At 37.4% G+C, this 18,240-nt stretch carries 14 protein-coding genes; 10 read left to right on the top strand and 4 right to left on the bottom strand.

Annotated elements, in window-relative coordinates; translation table 11 throughout:
* Window positions 1-134: 134 nt before the first annotated feature.
* Together BGM26_RS17300 and BGM26_RS17295 are read right to left on the bottom strand one after the other, a co-directional pair.
* Entirely contained in the window at window positions 135-1,499 is a 1,365-nt protein-coding gene (locus tag BGM26_RS17300; protein WP_217041407.1) for a hypothetical protein, read from the bottom strand.
* 100 nt (window positions 1,500-1,599) lie between these two features.
* Entirely contained in the window at window positions 1,600-2,601 is a 1,002-nt protein-coding gene (locus BGM26_RS17295; RefSeq protein ID WP_217041406.1) for a LacI family DNA-binding transcriptional regulator, read from the bottom strand.
* Window positions 2,602-3,306: 705 nt separating this feature from the next.
* On the opposite strand from BGM26_RS17295, the gene BGM26_RS17290 reads away from it, so the two are divergent.
* The 3 genes from BGM26_RS17290 (at window position 3,307) to BGM26_RS17280 (ending at window position 7,935) form a co-directional block, all read left to right on the top strand.
* Window positions 3,307-4,824, top strand: a complete 1,518-nt coding sequence (locus BGM26_RS17290) for an MFS transporter (protein ID WP_217041405.1) — start codon at window positions 3,307-3,309, stop codon at window positions 4,822-4,824.
* 71 nt (window positions 4,825-4,895) lie between these two features.
* Window positions 4,896-6,293: a glucuronate isomerase gene (gene uxaC, locus BGM26_RS17285; protein WP_217041790.1), complete on the top strand. Its 1,398-nt coding sequence runs from the start codon at window positions 4,896-4,898 to the stop codon at window positions 6,291-6,293.
* A gap of 292 nt (window positions 6,294-6,585) precedes the next feature.
* Complete coding sequence (locus BGM26_RS17280) at window positions 6,586-7,935, top strand: glucose-6-phosphate isomerase (protein WP_217041404.1); 1,350 nt, start codon at window positions 6,586-6,588, stop codon at window positions 7,933-7,935.
* A gap of 94 nt (window positions 7,936-8,029) precedes the next feature.
* On the opposite strand, the gene BGM26_RS17275 is transcribed toward BGM26_RS17280, so the two are convergent.
* Window positions 8,030-9,022, bottom strand: a complete 993-nt coding sequence (locus BGM26_RS17275) for a potassium channel family protein (RefSeq protein WP_217041399.1) — start codon at window positions 9,020-9,022, stop codon at window positions 8,030-8,032.
* A gap of 665 nt (window positions 9,023-9,687) precedes the next feature.
* Here BGM26_RS17275 and BGM26_RS17270 point away from each other — a divergent pair.
* Window positions 9,688-12,063 (top strand): M14 family zinc carboxypeptidase, encoded by a 2,376-nt coding sequence (locus tag BGM26_RS17270; RefSeq protein WP_217041396.1) that lies wholly within the window; start codon window positions 9,688-9,690, stop codon window positions 12,061-12,063.
* A 234-nt stretch (window positions 12,064-12,297) separates the two neighbouring features.
* The gene (locus BGM26_RS21595; RefSeq protein WP_254119679.1) at window positions 12,298-12,948 is read left to right on the top strand and encodes a DUF5342 family protein; all 651 of its coding nucleotides are present in this window, start codon (window positions 12,298-12,300) and stop codon (window positions 12,946-12,948) included.
* Between the two features lie 107 nt (window positions 12,949-13,055).
* Here the strand turns inward: BGM26_RS21595 and BGM26_RS17250 are convergent, their stop codons facing one another.
* Window positions 13,056-13,991, bottom strand: a complete 936-nt coding sequence (locus BGM26_RS17250) for an urea transporter (RefSeq protein WP_217041394.1) — start codon at window positions 13,989-13,991, stop codon at window positions 13,056-13,058.
* 482 nt (window positions 13,992-14,473) lie between these two features.
* Between BGM26_RS17250 and BGM26_RS17245 the strand changes: the two genes are divergently transcribed.
* The 5 genes from BGM26_RS17245 (at window position 14,474) to BGM26_RS17225 (ending at window position 18,124) form a co-directional block, all read left to right on the top strand.
* Window positions 14,474-14,776: an urease subunit gamma gene (locus tag BGM26_RS17245; protein WP_217041393.1), complete on the top strand. Its 303-nt coding sequence runs from the start codon at window positions 14,474-14,476 to the stop codon at window positions 14,774-14,776.
* A 170-nt stretch (window positions 14,777-14,946) separates the two neighbouring features.
* The gene (gene ureB / locus BGM26_RS17240; protein ID WP_217041391.1) at window positions 14,947-15,270 is read left to right on the top strand and encodes an urease subunit beta; all 324 of its coding nucleotides are present in this window, start codon (window positions 14,947-14,949) and stop codon (window positions 15,268-15,270) included.
* Window positions 15,267-16,979, top strand: coding sequence for an urease subunit alpha (ureC, locus tag BGM26_RS17235; protein WP_217041389.1), 1,713 nt, complete (start codon window positions 15,267-15,269; stop codon window positions 16,977-16,979). Before ureB ends, ureC begins: the two co-directional genes overlap by 4 nt.
* Window positions 16,980-16,989: 10 nt before the next feature.
* Window positions 16,990-17,448, top strand: a complete 459-nt coding sequence (gene ureE / locus BGM26_RS17230) for an urease accessory protein UreE (protein ID WP_217041387.1) — start codon at window positions 16,990-16,992, stop codon at window positions 17,446-17,448.
* Window positions 17,438-18,124 carry an urease accessory protein UreF gene (locus BGM26_RS17225; RefSeq protein ID WP_217041385.1) on the top strand — a complete coding sequence of 229 codons (687 nt, stop codon included), beginning with the start codon at window positions 17,438-17,440 and terminating at the stop codon, window positions 18,122-18,124. The genes ureE and BGM26_RS17225 overlap by 11 nt, the downstream gene beginning before the upstream one ends.
* Window positions 18,125-18,240 lie beyond the last annotated feature (116 nt).

Here is an 18,240-nt window from a genome sequence, read left to right as displayed (position 1 = left end):
GGAGACCCCACAGGCGGTAACGCCGAGGAGGCTCCCGTCCCTCCCCGCGGAAAGCAAGTGCCTGTAGCGGAAATCAACGGGCAAAATTTCAAGGCTAAAAACAACAATATATGCGAAAAGAGCCATAATCTATGTCATAACAGGCAAATAGCAATAATTGTTCCGATACTGCTAAATAATAGGGCAAAGCCCAAATTCCAAAATGATATTTTATATGAATTAATATTATTTAAGAGTGTCGCTGTTAATGATACAGATATGTTAAAAGGACCGGACATAACGGTTGATAGGGCCGAGGAAATCATAACGATCCCTATACTAACTGGATTCAATGTGTGAATAATTGGATCAATTACGCCACCGAGAATACTCATTGTTACTAATGGGTGGAACCCGATCATCGTAAGCCCAAGAAATAGAAATTGAATGCACACGAACAAAAGAATCGGCGTTTCAGTTAAGATGCTAAAAGGTTCCTGAATATAGCTCATAAAAATAGAATCATTTAAATTACTTGTAAAGAATCCGACAGCAAGGAAAAGAGCCATATTGTCTTTTAAACCCAATGTCCGATTTTTCCATAACGGCAAGGAATAGGTGATATACGACTTAAGCCGTTTAATCGATATAGCCCAAAGGAACGAAAATGGAATAATAATAATGGCGATCGTCTGCATAAAACCTAAACTCAGTGTCTTATTGATTAGAATAATGGCCAACATAAAAAGTAACAAATAAAGCAGCAAGGAGCTGATCTTTCGAATCATGAACCTTTTTGTTTCAGCATTCATTTCCCCATTCAAATCTTCTGTACCTTCTGTTTTCTCCAAAGGAAAGCGTTGATACGATTTAAATCCGATTATCCAATTGAAAATAAATAAGAGCCCTGTAAAAACGACTAGCCATGGCAGAAATGTTAAATAGGAAACATGTGTATACTCTATTGTTAATACGACAAGGAGTTCCATTGGGCTTAAGACAAGGCTCAACGTGTACCCCCTAAGCATGGCTTGTGAGATAAATTTATGTTTAAGTGTTTCTTTTTGTCCAACTAAACTTTTGTCCACAACTGCTTTAATGAGGGGGAGAGTAGCTATATTTAAAAATCCGCCTAATACAAAAGCTGCAAATGAAGTTCGCCCAAATAATTGCCCTAAATGTTGGATTCGTACTTTAAATAGTTTATTCACCTGTTGGTCGTATCGACCAACGATAATAATGCTATTAATAAAGGGAAGGACAAAAAATACAGCAAGCAACGAGATCGTTGAAGTCATATAAAGCGGTATTTCAGTAAATGACCGCTGCTGTCCGAAAAAAATAAAAACTCCAACAATGATAAAGAGAATGCTGATTACTTTAAATAACCGTGATGCTCCTTTGATCGAAAAAAGCCAAGCAAATAACGCTAATATCCCAATTACATAAGACAATGATGCTGAGTCAATGATTAGATTAATAAAAAAACATAGAAATAGTAAGTTGTACAAGAATATCATAATAGTCTCCTGCTACATATAATTCGAACCTAGAAAAACAAAAACTGATTCAACATTGCGAATCAGCTTTAGCTAAGAAATATCGCTCGTTAAGATAAGATTACTTACCTGTAATAATATTCGCTTGCGCACAAGAGTTACGTTCAGTAAAAGTGGGTGTTAACGTTTGGGCAAGTGGAACCGAATGTTTGTCTTCTATATACGCAAGTAATGTATGCACCATATGATGAGCCATTTCCGCAACTGGAACTCCGACGCTTGTCAATGGAATTTCCATATTTGCCATCTGAGGTATATTATCATAACTAATCACAGAAATGTCTTTTGGGATGATATAGTTTGCATCCCTTAATGCACGAACGACACCAGCGCTAATATCAAAACTTGAACCGATAATGGCAGTAGGCTTAAAGGAAGAGTTCAAGATCTTGTTTGTTGCCGTATAGCCGTCATACCAACCTAGGCCAGTTGTGTTTATCAAATTATGGCTAGTGATAGGAAGACCGAACTTACTCATCGCCTTTTGAAATCCGTAATATTTTTCAATTTGCCGATCATCAATGGGAGAAAAGTCACCTACGAAAGAGATTTTCTCATGACCAAGATGAAATAAGTATTCAACGGCGATATTCATAGCCTCCTGATAATTTACATCAATTACAGGGTAAGCCTTATCTTTACTGACCCCATAGGTAACAGTTGGAAGAAAAGTGGATAAATATTTAAGCATTTCCTGGTTGTGTTCGTCAAAAACGATTACTCCATCGACTTGAAAACGTTTGAATAATTCAATGGAGGTTTTAATAGAATCTATTGATAGAATCATAGAATACGAGTGTTTGCTTATTTCCTCGTTTATTTTCGTTACTAATGAAGAAGGTGCGATCCGTTCTAAAGTAGGCCAAATAACGCCAATCACCCTTGATTGCTTTGATACGAGCCGTTGGGCTGCGTAGTTTGGTTCATAGCCCATTTCTTTAGCGATCTTGATGATTTTATTTTTCGTTTCCGGTTTGACAAGAGGACTGTCATTTAACGCTTTAGAAACGGTTGAATAGCTGACCCCAGCCTTGTGAGCGATATCCTTAATAGTTATTGTCATTCTTGTTCACCTAATATTTTAGTTTTTTTGATTAATTCTATTATAACATTTTAACAACGTTATTATAAAAACAAAAAGAAGAAAATAAAAAAGGTGAATTTGTCCATGAATAATGATTAATATGAAAGGTATTAAGGTTTTTATCTCTGATATTAATAGATTATTATAAAGATATTGAAGTTTTTTAACGAGTATAGTAATATGAAAATTAATAATAATAACGTTGTTATTTTGTAACGGAGAAAGGGGATATCATAAAAGGATCAATTTTTAGTGAAATGAAAGCGATTGCTAGTAAATATTAAGGTTATACGTCTTCTTTTTACTCTTGGTAGGAACATCATTAACATATTCATAAAATAATAATTTGTTTAACTTTATTCACCAGAAGTTTTTCACTTCTATAAGTTGCGAGATGAATGCAAATAGGTATCCAATTTAGTGGGGGTTCAAGCCTTGGCTGAATAAAGTTAAACCTCCGGCGGATGCCTCAGATTTTTTAAAGGAATTTATCGAGCAAGCTCGATAAAAATCTGGGCGCAAATACGCCAAGGCGAATTTGATTAAAAGATTTTTTATGAAAATGATCAACAAAATTTACGGCGGGTTTTAATTTTTCATCGAAATACAGTAATTTCCGAGGATTTGTGTAAGCGTTTTAGGTATCGATTTTAAAAGTAATTTTGATAAAGAAGGGATTAAATCATGGCAAAGAGAGATAAGAAAATTACACTTCGCACTAGTATAGGGTTTGGATTAACAGACATTATGGGCGGTGGGGCGTTCACCGTTATCGGAGCTTGGCTACTATTTTTCTATACGACTTTTGTTGGTCTATCACCAGTTGAAGCAGCTTCTATTATTGCTATTGCTCGTATTGTAGATGCAGTCATTAGTTTGTTTATCGGTGGGTTAACAGATAATTTTTTCAAAAATAAATTAGGAAGAAAATTTGGTAGACGTCGATTTTTCTTATTAATTGGTTCACCTTTAATGCTTACTTATGTATTACTGTGGTTTACAGGAATGAATTACTGGTATTATCTAGGAACCTATTTACTATTTGAAATTGTTGCGGCGATGGTTTTAATTCCGTGGGAAACATTGCCATCTGAAATGACAAAAGATTTTAATGAAAGAACGAAAATGTCAACTGCAAGAATGTTTCTTTCTGCCACAGGTACATTTTTAGCTACTTTTATTCCAGGCCAATTAATTGCAGCATTTGGACAAGACAATGCGTATGCTTACTTTATTAATGGCGCATTTTTTGCGGTGTTATTTGCGATCTGTGTGTTTATTTCTTATAAATCAACTTGGGAAGACAAGCTTACTCCTGAAGAGGAGAAAGCATTATTGGCCAAAGCAAATGAACATAAAGGTTTTGGCGGCACAGTCAAATCCATTACAGAAGTATTGCGTGGGTATGTATCAACATTTAAAATCAAAAGTTTCCGAAAGCATTTAGCCATTTATATTTTCTCATTTACAGCAAAAGATGTATATAATGCAGTGTTCATCTTCTTCTGTGTGTTCGCATTAAATACTTCAACGACTCTTGGTGCGAATTTACTTTCATTAAGTATTATCGGTATACCTACGACCATCGTATCTGGATTTTTGTTTGCTAAAATCGGTCCTGGAAATTTATTTAAAATCGCTTATTCTACAATGATTGTTTGTTTGTTAGGATTTTGGGCTGTTTATTTGATTCAACCGAGCTCAATGGTCATTACTTTATTTGTGATCGCTGGAATTTATCAAATTGGTAGAAGTATGTTGGAGTTTACTCCATGGAATGTGTATCCTTTTATTCCAGATGTGGATGAAATTGTTACTAAAGAAAGACGAGAAGGTCTCTTTGCGGCAGTTATGACATTTTTTAGAAAAACTTCCGTCGCAGTTGCAACATTCATTGTTGGACTTCTATTAGAGTGGGGTGGATTTGAAAAGGGTGCAACAACCCAGTCACCAGAAGCGATCCAAACGATCGTCTATACGTTAGTGATTGGAACAATTGCGTTACTTCTTATTGCATTACTCATTGCCTTCACATTCAAATTAAATAAACAAACACATGCTATCTTAGTAAGTGAAATTGAGCGCTTGAAAAATAACGGCTCCAAACAAGATGTTGATCCAAAAACGAAAGAAGTCGTTGAGGCGCTTACTGGATATAAGTATGAGAATGTTTGGGACGAAAATAAAGCCGGTAGTTATTAGGAACAGCTATCCTATTAATTAGGGATATTGAACTTAAATTAACAATTCACGGAGGTGCAACAGTGAAATTTATGAATGAAGATTTCTTATTAAACACGGAAAGTGCGAAGGTTTTATATCATGATTACGCGAAAGAAATGCCATTATATGATTACCACTGTCATTTAAATCCAAAGGAAATTGCTGAAGATCATCGTTTTACTAATATTACGGACGTATGGCTTGGCGGGGACCATTATAAATGGCGGGCAATGAGGGCTTTCGGAATCGAGGAAAGATTGATTACTGGAGATGCACCGGATAAAGAAAAATTTCATGCATGGATAAAAACCGTTCCTTATACAATGGGAAACCCTTTGTATCATTGGTCACATCTTGAACTTAATCGATATTTCCAATACGACAAGGCGGTAAAGGAAGAGAATTGGGAAGAGTTATGGGATCACTGTAACGAGGTTGTAAAATCACCTGCTTTTTCCGCTGTAAACTTAATTAAAGAGAGCAATGTAAAAGTGATTTGTACAACAGATGATCCTATCGATACATTAGAACATCATGTAAAGATTGCATCTACTAACAATGTGGAGGCTAAAGTACTCCCTACTTTCCGTCCGGATAAAGGACTTGATATTTCGAAGCCTAGTTTCAGGGATTATATTCAAAAACTTGCAAAGGCTGCAAATATTGAAATCAACTGCTTTGAAGACTTTTTAAAGGCTTTGGAAAGTAGAGTAGACTATTTTAATGAGCGCGGCTGTCGAGTTTCGGATCATGGCTTCGAATACTTGCCATATAATGAAGCTTCCAAGGAGGAAGTGAAAGGGATTTTCCAAAAGGCTCTTAACGGAGAAATAGTAACAAAAATGGATGAGGATAAGCATAAAACATTCACGATGCAGTTCTTAGGTGAGTTATACCATAAATATGGCTGGGCGATGCAGTTACATATTGGGCCAATTCGTAATAATAACACACGGAAGTTTGAGCTATTAGGTCCTGATGCTGGATTTGATTCGATCAATGATTTTGAACTGGCACGTCCGTTAAACAAGTTTTTGGACAGCCTTGAGAGCAACAGTTCCTTACCGAGAACGATCATTTATACGTTAAATCCGATTCATAATGAAGTAATTGCCAGTACGATCGGAAATTTCCAATCAAGCGAGATGAAGGGGAAAATTCAGTTTGGATCTGGCTGGTGGTATAATGATACGAAAGATGGAATGATTAGGCAAATGAAGGAACTAGCTAATGCAGGATTATTAAGCCAATTCGTTGGAATGCTTACAGATTCGCGCAGCTTCCTTTCCTACACAAGACATGAATATTTCCGAAGAATTCTGTGTCAGATGCTAGGAAAATGGATTGAAGACGGAGAACTGCCAAGGGACTATGCGTTTATCGGTCAAATGGTGCAGGATATTTCGTACAACAATGCAATGCAGTATTTCTCCATTGATCTTGACTAATAGCATGAAATATCATCTTAAGGAAGCCCTCGCCTTGCGAGGGTTTTTAGTTTTTAGAAGTTTGTTTGTGAAATAAGCTCTTATCAATGAAATTCACTCTAATCACAGCATTTTTTTGCCCCGCAAAAAACCTCGAATTTGTACCCGCTTTCATTATATGGTTTTCTTGATTTTGGCAACACCATTCGGTAGAGTGGTATAAAGTGAAGCTTCTATCAGTAAGATACAGCAACATCAAATCTGCGCGTCGCTGGATAGCTTCATTAAAAAATAGGCAAACGGAGGATCATGCATGACACATATTCGTTTTGATTACTCAAAAGCGCTTCCATTCTTTGGTGAACATGAACTTACATATTTGCAAGATGCAGTAAAGGTGGCACACCATTCCTTACATGAACAAACAGGCGCAGGAAATGACTTTTTAGGTTGGATTGACTTACCGGTTGATTATGATAAAGACGAATTTTCTCGCATTCAAAAATCGGCAGAGAAGATAAAGAGTGATTCTGATGTATTACTGGTCATTGGAATTGGCGGGTCATATTTAGGAGCCCGTGCAGCTATAGAAATGCTAGGTCATAGTTTTTATAATGCCCTACCTAAAGAAAAGCGCAGTACGCCGCAAGTTTTATTTGTCGGAAATAATATTAGCTCCACTTATATGAAAGATGTGATGGACCTGCTTGATGGGAAGGATTTCTCGATCAATGTCATTTCCAAATCAGGGACAACGACAGAGCCAGCCATCGCTTTCCGGATCTTCCGCAAGCTTTTAGAAGAAAAGTATGGAAAAGAAGAGGCAAAGGGACGCATTTATACGACAACAGATAAAGCAAGAGGCGCATTAAAAACATTAGCTACTGATGAAGGCTATGAGTCTTTTGTGATCCCAGATGATGTTGGCGGACGCTATTCTGTTTTAACAGCGGTAGGTTTATTGCCGATTGCTGTCAGCGGTGCTGATATTGAAGCAATGATGAAAGGTGCAGCTAAGGCACGTGAAGATTTCAGCAAATCAGAACTTCACGAAAATGCTGCTTATCAATATGCGGCTGTGCGCAATGTTTTATACAACAAAGGCAAAACGATTGAAATGCTAATTAACTATGAGCCGGGACTTCAATACTTTGCTGAATGGTGGAAGCAATTATTTGGTGAAAGTGAAGGGAAAGACCAAAAGGGAATTTTCCCTTCATCTGCCAATTTCTCGACTGATCTTCACTCTCTAGGTCAATACGTTCAAGAGGGACGCCGTGACTTATTCGAAACGATTATTAAAGTGGAAGAATCACGCCATGAATTGACGATTGAAAAAGCAGAAAATGACCTTGACGGATTAAATTATTTAGCTGGTGAAACAGTAGATTTTGTTAATAATAAAGCATTCGAAGGCACGATGCTTGCTCATACAGATGGCGGAGTGCCAAACCTGATTGTATCCATACCTAAATTAGATGCTTATACATTTGGCTACCTTGCCTATTTCTTTGAAAAAGCATGTGCAATGAGCGGATACTTGTTAGGTGTTAATCCATTCGATCAGCCTGGTGTCGAAGCATATAAAGTGAACATGTTTGCACTTCTAGGCAAACCAGGATTCGAAGAGAAGAAAGCAGAGCTTGAAAAAAGACTTAAATAACTAGAAAGGAGTATTCGTCAATATGGCGAACACTCCTTTTTACGTTTTTGGTGTTCATTGCAAAGTACTGTCGATTCTTAACATAAAGATGTTCCTAATTCATGATGACAATCAGTTGATCATGATGCTCGATATTAAATGGATGAGGAGGATTCAGAAATGTTCCTTCTTCTCTTTTTATGCCCAATAATAGAATTCCTTCATTCATAAGTAGCTGGCTTAGTTCCAAAAATGGCAGACCGGTAATTTCGGGATCAGCCGGCTTAAAGGTTAAATTCCGTTTATCAAGCTGACCTAATAAATCTAAAAAAGATGTAACTAATTCCTGTGATGAAATGCTATTAATCATGATAAAACTTGTCAGGATATTCGTTTGCACAATTTCATCGGCTCCTGCTCTTTTGGCATTGGCGACTTGTTCAGAAGTTAAGATTTCAACGATACATTGTACCCCTGGATTTAATCCCTTGATAGCTAATAACGTTAAAATGGAGCCCATGTCAGCTTGGAGTTCACCTTTGTTTGGATCTGCGGTAATAATTACTTTGCTCGCATCAAAAATATTTGCTTTGATGAGAATGTGATCTAGATTGGAGCGCCCTTGAATAAAATGGACATTCTTATTTGGCAAAGGATTCGTTTCAAGTGTTTCATCAATTAACGTGATTGATATTGCCTTATCCTTTTTGCTGAGTGTATGGAGGATTTCACGTGAACGTTCATTCCAGCCAATGACAATAAGGTGATTTTTTCCTTTGAATGCAACCTTCCCTTCTAGAAAATCGTTTTGCTTCGTTACGGCGACAGTAGCGAGGGTCACGAAATATGTGGCTAAAAAGCCTGCTCCGGTTAGAACTAATGCGATTCCGGCTAATCTCCCTAAAAAAGTTTTCGGAGCAAAATCGCCATATCCAACCGTTGCTGCAGTGATGACAGCCCACCAAATTCCTTCGAACCAAGTGGTGAATTGCTCGGGCTCCAATAAATGAACAATCAATCCAAATGAAAAAATCATAATAAGTGAAATAATAAGGACCCTAAAAACTAGCGGTAATCGAATGAAGCTTGCAAATAAATTATGTGGCACACGTTACACCCCTGAAATTGATTCTCTCGTTAGACGGTTGTCTAGATCTAGCTCCTTCTCCCTTTAGGGAAATAACAAACCCTTTTTGGAATAAGCTCTTTTATCCCGTAGGCGCTTCCTCTTTCTTAATTATTGACGAAATGATGGGGTTTCATAAATAAAGCTAAAAAAAATACAGAGAGGGATTGTAGAAGTAGTTCCACTAGTCTGCTTAAATATCTGTTTTACGCCTTCCGTTTTAAAAGATATCCTTTCTCCTCTAGAAATAAGAGCGATATCCTAGCTTTTCCTGCATTAAAATCTTCTTCCTATTTTATTTCCTATTAATAAATACAATTCCATTTACCTTACCGAATTCCACCAATGGATTACTTTAGATGCATTCATAGGAAAAGAAAATGAGTCTTTCGGCTACCGAATTTTTTGCCTATTTGAAATATAATGAATTTTAAGGGAGTCTACAATATTATATTTAGGGGGAAATCAATGAAAAAACAACATTAAAGATATTACTGTCTTCTGCCCTAACAATCCCATTTGTTTTGGAAGGAGTGTTTCTTCAGCAACAACTAGAAATGTACTGAATCTAGCAAACTAGCAGGAATTACAAAAAATTCCAAACAATCCAATATTAATCTATGTTTTTAATACAAGGAGGTATTTAGATGAACAAAAAAAGAGCAATTTCAAGTATTCTTGCAGTCGGTATATTAGCGTCTACCCCTTGGACAGCTGTTCAGGCGGAATCTAATAAATGGATAAATGTGAATGTTTATGAAGAACAGGATGAAAGCAAGTTTAATAGCGAAAACTATGACTTTATGAAATTCTCTCAAATAGGGCCCAAATTGGCTCAAATTGAGAAACAATCAAACAGGGTAAAGGTAGAAGTGAGAGGGAAATCGGCTCAAGGCCATCCTCTATATGTAGTTACAATTGCGGACCCTTCAACGCAGGGGAAGTATGGGAAGTTCCAGGCATTAAGAAAGCAGATGTTCAAAAACCCGCAAAAAGCACAGGATTTTATTGCGAACAATCCAGACTTTAAAGTGCCGATTATGATAAATGGCTCAATTCATGGAACAGAGTTCGTCGGCAGTGATGCTGTTATGCAGTTAATTGAGCGTTTTGCCACACAGGAAGATCAAGAAACAAAGGAGATATTAAAAAATAATATCTTGATCTTTAACGTTGTGCAAAATCCTGACGGCCGGATTGATGCCACTCGCTTCAACGGCGAAGGAATTGATTTGAATCGTGATTTTATCACACAATCTCAGCCTGAGACAAGAGAAACAGTTGACCTCCTTAAAGAATGGAATCCGATGGTGTTTCTGGACACACATGGATATGTGAAAAATTATGCGCCAAATCAACAGGGATTAATTGAGCCATGTACGCCACCGCATAATCCCAATTATGAATACGACCTTTATAATAAATGGGCCTTCAAACAAGCGGAAGCAATGGAAGCAGAAATCATGGGAAATAAAGGAGACTATACAGGAAGCTTATATCAGAATATGAAAGGAACTTACATACCGCAGCGTGATGATTCTGATGGATGGGATGATTATCCGCCTATCTTCACTCCAATGTATGCGATGTACCATGGAGCTTACGGGCATACGCTAGAGACACCGACCAATGATCTCGACGGTGTCCGTTGGATGTATGATGCTATCATGGGAGCCTTGAAATTCGCGACTGAAAATAAGGAGGAAATGATTACTGATCAAATCGAAATGTTCAAACGAGGAATTAATTTTGATCATCCGTTCCATCAAGAAGGGTTCTTCCCTAATGCCTATATCCTTCCGGTTGATCCGAAAGATCCAACCGTTACAAACAAGGCTGTTAATCATTTAATGACCAATGATATTGAAGTCGTACAAGCTTCGAAAGCATTTGAAGCAGAAGGCAAGTCCTATCCAAAGGGAACGTATATTGTAAAAATGGATCAAGCCAAAGCTGGTCTCGCCAATACGATGTTATGGGACGGAGAGGACATATCTAATGACATTGCTGCCATGTATGATATTTCTGCTTGGAGCTTGCCTGAGCTTTGGGGATTTGAGGCAATCGCAGTCCAAAGTGAAGTAAATGTAATTACTTCGAAAGTAAATAAAGTTTCAGAACATGGATCTATTTCTGGTAAAGGTCCTTTTGTGATTCCTAATAGTTCTGTGAAAGCTGTACAATTGGTTAATACTCTTCTTCAGCAAGGTGTTTCTGTAAAACGTGATACGCAAGGAAACTTTTATACGGATTCAGCAGCAAATGCAATATCATCTGCTGTGAAGGCTTCAGGTCTGCATATTGAATCTGGAAAAGTATCTGCAGAAGCGACGGTAATTAAAACTGTAAATGTGGCGATTTTAAAAGATGGAGGCATGGGGAAAGTTCAATCACATGCCGGAACTAAGCTGGCCCTTAAAAGACTTGGCTTCGGAGTAACGGAACTTACTCCATCCGAAGTGGCTGAGAATGGGCTAAGTAATTTTGATGTTTTTGTATACAGTGGCTCTGAAAGCTTAATTTCCACGAACTTGAGTGATGCAAACAAAGAATTTGGTCTGCAAAATACAGCGCAATTAAATGCATTTAAATCGAATGTAACAAGCTATATCAATCAAGGCGGAAAATATATTGCTATAGGAGCTGGTGCTTCTAGAGCAACAAAGACTCTTGGTCTGACTGATGTCACCATTAATGTAGGCGGTTCTAATAGCAATGGGATTGTAAAAGTAAATTATTTGGGTATGGGTGCTACAGGAGGGTATGATCAGGATGACCTTGGATTTGTTTACCGCCCAACCTGGTATACCGGTGCAGATAATGATGTGATCTTAGCAACATTCGCAGACTCTCCGGACTTTTTCGTGGCAGGACACTGGAGAAATCGGACAGCTGCCCAGGGACAAGCAGTCATGGTGAGGGAACATGATAAGGATGTAACTTTAATTGGTCTAGAGGCAGGTTTCCGTGACCATACCGATTATCTTTTCCGGCTTCTTTCAAATGTGATATTTGAGAAGTAAAAATCCATTTGGAGCTTTCACGATTGTCTAATAAACCTTTGGTCAAAAACAGCGATTCTACTTTTTAGAATGGCTGTTTTTTTGTCTGACAACCATGGTTATTTATACCATGATCAAAGCTCTATGCGAATCTTAAGCGAATGATTTATTCTTTAAAAATCTTGTATAAGAAGAAACATATTTATTGGTATTTCGGGAAAAATAATTGAAGTAATCATGTAAGGAGGCTCCCTAATGTTTGATAATTTTGAAGTAAAACCTTTGTTTGAAGACCAATTTCATGAGCGTCACCAATTTACTCTAAATATTGAAGGAAATGAATTTCAAGGCCTTTTCCACGAAGGAGAAATTCATTGGTTTCACCCGCATCCTCAGAAGCATCTTGAAGATGAGCATTTCAAAGCAGTTGAATCAAAGGTCCATGAATTAATGGAAGAACAACAAGTACAAAAGGTGGAGAACTTTGAAGTAAAACCATTGTTCGAAGGCCAAATTCATGCGCGACACCAATTTTCACTAAACATTCAAGAGGATGAGTATCAGGGTCTTTACCATGATGGGGAAATTCATTGGTTACATCCACACCCAAAGCAGCAATTGAAAGAAGAACATCTTAAAGCAGTTGAATCAAAGATTCATGAATTAATGGATGAACACCAAATACAATTGTTTGACAATTTTGAAGTAAAACCATTGTTTGAAGATCAATTTCATGAGCGACACCAATTTACATTAAACGTTCAAGGCAATGAATTCCAAGGTCTTTTCCATGAAGGAGAAATTCATTGGTTTCATCCACATCCAAAGCGGCAACTGGAAGAAGGGCATCTAGAAGATGTTGAATCGAGGGTACATGACTTATTATCAGATCATTTAGAGCATTGATATAATAAAAAAGCATCCCGTCGATTTTAAAACGGGATGCTTTTTTAATGAAATATTATTAAGCTGTTTTCGTATAAATTGTTGTTTTAGGCTTAGAAAGCAACATTTTAAAATCCACTTAATACCTTCCTTGCGCCAAGAAACAGCCATGTGGTAAGAACAAAAGGCATAGTTAAAACAGGAAGTCCAAAAGGCAACAACCAAGTATCTAAGCTTGCAGTAATGATGACACTAATAGCAGCGGCGATAATCCCTGTCAATGGTGCAAAGCGACTTTCGGCGTCAAAAATCATTCCTACTGCGATAATAGTAAGAATGGCATTGTATCCGTAAAGTCCCCAATTAATTAACGATATTTCACCTCCAAGTGATAAGGTTGTCAAAATAGCAACGACTGCACCTAAGACGGCATAAAGTCCAAACCTCCACCCAGCCCAAAAAACTCCGATCAAAATCAAAATCCCTGAAAGAACATCCTCTTGGAAAAATACTTGGGCGAATGAACGAAAAAATCCGTTTGTCCATTCGAGAGTCCCCGCTGTATCTATTGACCATTCAGATAAAATAAGGGGAGCAAGTTCAGGGCTCAATTTAAAAAATGTCAAGCGATAAGAATCAATTAAAAGAAACCATGTCATGATAATGTAAGGGAATGTAAGAACAGGAAGTTTGAAGCTTTTCATCAAATGCATACATGCAGCAGTAAATATAGCGACGAGTGCTGCCCCTGCTAAAGCGACTGACCATCGATGGCTGCCCATTAATAACAATGATAAGGCTAATCCTGCTAAGACGGAGTTATAACCGAATATCCCTTGACTTACAATAGTTTCATCAGCCTTCCCCACTTTCCCAATTAAAGTACCAATCATAGATGAAGCTAATGTAATTATTCCTGTGGGAATAGAAACGATTGATATAGCAAGTAATATAATCAAACCAGTGACCGCATTTTCAATCAATATTACTTGTGAGATTCCCTTCAAAGATGCTAGGAGGAAAGGCCAAAGTGCCTCTTTTGTATAGTTCCTGTTTTTTTCCATCTGAACCCCACCTTTTTACTGCTTTGTCTCTTCATTAAAATTTTAAAAAAGTTATATCATCAAAACAATTTTAGTGTTCCCATTTTATTAGGTTTTTATTTTAGCACTTTTTTGTCCGGTTTGTAAAATTCGACAAGGATCGACAGCGATTGTCAAAAAACTTCCTTCAAAAAAAGTTCACATTTTTAAACATAAACATAGTGTTTTAGTTGATATATAAGCTGTATTTCATTATTATCTTTTTTATAAATAATATTTACTCTACGTAATCGACAGAGATATTTGTCGAGTTTTGTCTGAAAATGAAAAATGACCTAAAGTTGTTCTCTTTTTGTCATAAAAATTTCTTGATTAAGTATAAAAATGAATAGCGTAGAGATAATGTTATAGAGCTCTGAATGCCCAAAATATCTTTACTTCTTGATTTAACTAGTAGTATTTCGTTTTTTGGGGAAATTATATAAAAATGAGGAGGTATTATTATGCAATTATTGCCGCGTGAGACCGATAAACTATTAATTGTGGTTGCAGCAGATCTAGCTAAAAGAAGAAAAGAACGAGGTTTGAAGTTAAACTATCCTGAAACGGTAGCATTAATAACATATGAAGTAATTGAGGGTGCACGTGATGGAAGAACAGTAGCAGATCTAATGGAATATGGTGCTACAATTTTATCTCGTGAAGATGTTATGGATGGTATTCCAGAGATGATTGATGATATTCAAGTAGAAGCAACGTTTCCTGACGGTACGAAATTAGTAACTGTTCATAATCCAGTTCGATAAGAGAATCTTGTTAATTGGGAATGAGTACAATTATTTAGAACAATCAGGGAGTATCTGAATTATGTCAAATTTACCTTGTATTTGCTTATGTCATAGAGCTATCGGAGAAATCAATAATGACATTAAGTGAACAAGGCTAACTCTAACTACTATTAAGGAGGTATACATAAATGGAACCGGGTCAATATTTTGTAAAAGACGGAGACATTATTATTAATGAGGGTAAAGAAGTTTTTAAACTAGCTGTAAAGAACGTAGGAGATCGTCCAATTCAGGTTGGTTCTCATTTTCACTTTTTTGAAGTAAATGAAGCGCTTCAATTTGAAAGATCAGAGGCTTTTGGAAAACGTTTAAATGTTCCAGCTGGTGCGGCTGTTCGTTTCGAACCAGGTGATGAAAAAGAAATCGAATTAATAATGATTGCTGGAGAGCAGAAGGTTTATGGACTTAATAACAAAACCGATGGATCTGTAGAAAGAGGGTTAGATCGATGAGCTTTAAAATGCCAAAAAAACAATATGCACAAATGTTTGGACCAACAACTGGAGATTCAGTCCGCTTAGCGGATACTGACTTAATCATTGAGATTGAGAAAGACTATACAACATATGGTGAAGAAGTAGTTTTTGGCGGCGGAAAAGTTATTCGTGAAGGAATGGGACAACATCCATTAATCACTCGCGGAGACGATGTACCTGATACGGTAATTACAAACGTCATTGTTCTAGACTACACTGGAATTTACAAAGCTGACGTTGCTCTTCGTGATGGGAAAATCTTTGCTATCGGTAAAGCTGGAAATCCATTAGTTCAAAATGGTGTAACCATTGTTATCGGTGCAGCAACAGATATTATTGCTGGAGAAGGTCTGATCCTTACTGCTGGTGGGGTTGATACGCACGTTCACTTCTGTAACCCTGCTCAAGTTGATGTAGCACTTACAGCTGGATTAACAACTTTAGTTGGTGGGGGAACAGGTCCTTCAGCAGCTTCTAAAGCAACAACAGTTACGCCAGGAGAGTGGAATATCCACCGCATGCTTCAATCTGTAGAAGGATTCGCAATTAACGTTGGTCTTATCGGAAAAGGTCATGCTGCAGCAGAAGAACCAATCGCAGAACAAATTAGAGCTGGTGCAATTGGTGTAAAAGTGCATGAAGACTGGGGAGCAACGGCTTCATCTATTGATCATTCACTAAGAGTTGCTGATAAATATGATGTACAAGTTGCCCTGCATGCTGACACATTAAATGAAGGTGGATTCCTTGAAAATACAATGGCTGCCATCAATGATCGAGTTATTCATATGTACCATACGGAAGGTGCTGGCGGAGGACATGCTCCTGATTTAATTAAATCTGCAGGCTATATGAATGTGCTTCCAGCATCAACAAACCCGACGCTTCCATATACAGTGAATACAGTTGACGAGCACTTAGACATGCTTATGGTTTGTCACCATTTAAATCCATCTGTTCCTGAAGACATTGCGTTTGCTGATTCGCGGATTAGAAAAGAAACAATCGCAGCAGAAGATATTCTTCAAGATATGGGAATTTTCAGTATCGTAAGCTCGGATTCACAAGCGATGGGACGTATTGGTGAAGTTGTTACTCGTACTTGGCAAGTAGCCGATAAAATGAAAAAACAAAGAGGAACAATGGAAGGCGATAGCGCGCTATCTGACAATAATCGTGTAAAACGCTATGTAGCAAAATATACGATCAACCCAGCAATTGCTCAAGGAATGGGCGATTATATTGGATCTATCGAAGTTGGGAAATATGCTGACCTTGTTCTTTGGTCACCAAGATTCTTTGGCGTAAAACCTGAACTAGTTATGAAAAATGGTATTGTTGTTCAAAGTTTAATGGGAGATGCAAACGCAACAATCCCTACTCCGCAACCAATTATTTATCGTCCAATGTATGGAGCAGTAGGAAAAGGGATTGCTAACAGTTCAATTACATTTGTATCTCAAGCTGCTTATGATGCTGGTATTCAAGAGAAACTTGGACTAGATAAAATCGTTCTACCTGTTAAAGGAATTCGTACTTTAACGAAGAAAGATATGAAATTAAACGCAGAAACTCCTGAAATCACAGTAGATCCTCAAACATATGAGGTGAGAGTAAACGGGGAGTTACTAACTTGTGACCCTGTAGATGTAGTACCTATGGGACAAAGATACTTCCTATTCTGAGGTGAAACCATTGATTATCGAAAAAGTAGTAGCGAATATTGCTGATATGGATAAAGCAGAGATCGAGAAACGCCATATCGAAAAAGTTTATCTCGAAAGCGCCCTTTTAGTAAAAAGAATTCAACGGGTGAAAACAGACCATGGCCATGAAATTGGCATTCGTTTAAAAGAACAACGTGACCTATTGGCTGGCGATATTTTATTCATGGATGAGAAAAATTTAATTATGATCGATGTGTTGGCTGATGATTTGATCGTCATCAGCCCACGCAGCCTCCATGAAATGGGGACTATTGCGCATCAATTAGGGAACCGCCATCTTCCTGCCCAATTTGAAGAGAGTGAAATGCTTGTTCAGTATGATTATCTTGTCGAAGAACTGCTGCAAGAATTGCAAATCCCTTATAAACGGGAAGACAGGAAAGTTAGGCAGGCATTCCGTCATATAGGGCATAGTCATGGTGAATAAAACTCTTGCTTTATTTCAGTTTTGCGACTCTAACCTTCCAACCGGAGCATTTAGTCATTCTTTTGGTCTTGAGAGCTATATCCAAGAAAATAAAGTACATGACAAAAAATCATTCTTTGAATGGCTCCGTATCTATTTGAATGAGCAGCTCGTCTATACAGATGGGCTTGCTTGTCGTCTTGTTTACGAAGCATTGGAAAACAATGATTACGAAAAAATTTGGAAGCTGGATCGTATGCTAATCGTACAAAATTTGCCGCGTGAATCAAGAGAAGGTACACAGAGAATTGGCAGAACGATGCTTAATATAGTGGAGAACTTGTATCAGATTCCTTCCATCTCATTATATAAGCAAAGAATTAACGATAAGCAATCCTTTGGACATCCAGCTATTGTTTTCACAATGTTAGCGTATGAACTGGGTGTAGATACATCAACTGCGACTTTATATTATTTGTATTCAGCTATTACAAGCCTTGTTCAAAATGGAGTACGTGCCATTCCTTTAGGCCAGACAGCCGGGCAGCAAGTCATTCACGAATTTCAGGATGTATTAGCTAGTGCTGTTTCAGCTATTCAACAGTTGGATGAAGAAGATTTCGGTATTGTCTCACCAGGTCTAGAGTTATCACAAATGAAACATGAGCGTGTAAATATTAGAATTTTTATGTCTTAAAGTATAAGGGAAGAGGTCAGAAAGGAATGAAACCAATCGGCGATTCACTGATTGCCTTTCATTCATGATCTCTTCACTTATATTTCAAGCCATTTTGATTCAAAATTAGTCAAATG

The organism is Bacillus sp. FJAT-29790 (assembly GCF_019039215.1).
In the GTDB taxonomy this organism is placed as follows: domain Bacteria; phylum Bacillota; class Bacilli; order Bacillales; family Cytobacillaceae; genus Cytobacillus.
This window is presented reverse-complemented; position numbering and strand designations above follow the sequence as displayed.

Coding starts and splice junctions, on each gene's coding strand:
- BGM26_RS17300 (WP_217041407.1), bottom strand. CDS start 1,499: ATGATATTCTTGTACAACTTACTATTTCTATGTTTTTTTATTAATCTA.
- BGM26_RS17295 (WP_217041406.1), bottom strand. CDS start 2,601: ATGACAATAACTATTAAGGATATCGCTCACAAGGCTGGGGTCAGCTAT.
- BGM26_RS17290 (WP_217041405.1), top strand. CDS start 3,307: ATGGCAAAGAGAGATAAGAAAATTACACTTCGCACTAGTATAGGGTTT.
- uxaC (WP_217041790.1), top strand. CDS start 4,896: ATGAATGAAGATTTCTTATTAAACACGGAAAGTGCGAAGGTTTTATAT.
- BGM26_RS17280 (WP_217041404.1), top strand. CDS start 6,586: ATGACACATATTCGTTTTGATTACTCAAAAGCGCTTCCATTCTTTGGT.
- BGM26_RS17270 (WP_217041396.1), top strand. CDS start 9,688: ATGAACAAAAAAAGAGCAATTTCAAGTATTCTTGCAGTCGGTATATTA.
- BGM26_RS21595 (WP_254119679.1), top strand. CDS start 12,298: ATGTTTGATAATTTTGAAGTAAAACCTTTGTTTGAAGACCAATTTCAT.
- BGM26_RS17250 (WP_217041394.1), bottom strand. CDS start 13,991: ATGGAAAAAAACAGGAACTATACAAAAGAGGCACTTTGGCCTTTCCTC.
- BGM26_RS17245 (WP_217041393.1), top strand. CDS start 14,474: ATGCAATTATTGCCGCGTGAGACCGATAAACTATTAATTGTGGTTGCA.
- ureB (WP_217041391.1), top strand. CDS start 14,947: ATGGAACCGGGTCAATATTTTGTAAAAGACGGAGACATTATTATTAAT.
- ureC (WP_217041389.1), top strand. CDS start 15,267: ATGAGCTTTAAAATGCCAAAAAAACAATATGCACAAATGTTTGGACCA.
- BGM26_RS17225 (WP_217041385.1), top strand. CDS start 17,438: ATGGTGAATAAAACTCTTGCTTTATTTCAGTTTTGCGACTCTAACCTT.